A 1,555-nucleotide genomic window follows, 5' to 3' on the forward strand; every position below is an offset into this window, starting at 1 on the left:
CAACCTACTCACTTTCACATGGACAACCAACGCCATGCTTGTTTAGCCTGCTCCGTCCCCCCATCGCAATTATACCAAGTACGGGAATATTAACCCGTTTCCCATCGACTACGCCTTTCGGCCTCGCCTTAGGGGTCGACTTACCCTACCCTGATTAACATGGGATAGGAACCCTTGGTCTTCCGGCGTGCGGGTTTTTCACCCGCATTATCGTTACTCATGTCAGCATTCGCACTTCTGATACCTCCAGCAAACCTCCCGGTTCACCTTCAACGGCTTACAGAACGCTCCCCTACCACTCAAAATAAATTTTGAATCCGCAGCTTCGGTGCATAGTTTAGCCCCGTTACATCTTCCGCGCAGACCGACTCGACCAGTGAGCTATTACGCTTTCTTTAAAGGATGGCTGCTTCTAAGCCAACCTCCTGGCTGTCTGGGCCTTTCCACATCGTTTCCCACTTAACTATGACTTTGGGACCTTAGCTGGCGGTCTGGGTTGTTTCCCTCTTCACGACGGACGTTAGCACCCGCCGTGTGTCTCCCGGATAGTACTTTACGGTATTCGGAGTTTGCAAAGGGTTGGTAAGTCGGGATGACCCCCTAGCCTTAACAGTGCTCTACCCCCGTAAGTATTCGTCCGAGGCTCTACCTAAATAGATTTCGGGGAGAACCAGCTATCTCCCGGTTTGATTAGCCTTTCACTCCTAGCCACAGGTCATCCCCTAACTTTTCAACGTTAGTGGGTTCGGTCCTCCAGTTGATGTTACTCAACCTTCAACCTGCCCATGGCTAGATCACCGGGTTTCGGGTCTATACCTTGCAACTATACGCCCAGTTAAGACTCGGTTTCCCTACGGCTACCCTAATCGGTTAACCTCGCTACAAAATATAAGTCGCTGACCCATTATACAAAAGGTACGCAGTCACCCTCGAAGGGCTCCTACTGCTTGTACGTACACGGTTTCAGGTTCTATTTCACTCCCCTCACAGGGGTTCTTTTCGCCTTTCCCTCACGGTACTGGTTCACTATCGGTCAGTTGGGAGTATTTAGCCTTAGATGATGGTCCACCTATATTCAGTCAAAGTTTCACGTGCTCCGACCTACTCGATTTCACTTAAGATGCATTTTCGTGTACGGGACTATCACCCTGTATCGTCAAACTTTCCAGAATGTTCCACTAACACATAATAAGCTTAAGGGCTGGTCCGGTTTCGCTCGCCGCTACTTCCGGAATCTCGGTTGATTTCTGTTCCTACGGGTACTTAGATGTTTCAGTTCTCCGCGTTCGCCTCTTACACCTATGTATTCAGTGCAAGATACCTGCAAGCAGGTGGGTTTCCCCATTCGGAAATCCTAGTCTCAAGCGCTTTTTACTAGCTTGACTAGGCTTATCGCAAGTTAATACGTCCTTCATCGCCTCCAACTGCCAAGGCATCCACCGTGTACGCTTAGTCACTTAACCATACAACCCAAACGGGTCTTTGTTAGTGACAGCTGTTAACTTCGCCAGAAGTTAATTCATCAAATAATGATGAGAATACTAAAGTAGATACC

The 1,555-nt window shown here is 48.8% G+C and carries 1 rRNA gene; it reads right to left on the minus strand.

Going from position 1 to position 1,555, the window contains the following annotated elements:
- A 23S ribosomal RNA gene (locus tag AUR67_RS07115) occupies positions 1 to 1,463 on the minus strand; the annotation flags it as partial.
- Between the last annotated feature and the right edge of the window lie 92 nt (positions 1,464 to 1,555).

The sequence above is a fragment of the Pseudoalteromonas sp. XI10 genome, from assembly GCF_001469895.1.
Classification (GTDB): Bacteria; Pseudomonadota; Gammaproteobacteria; order Enterobacterales; family Alteromonadaceae; genus Pseudoalteromonas.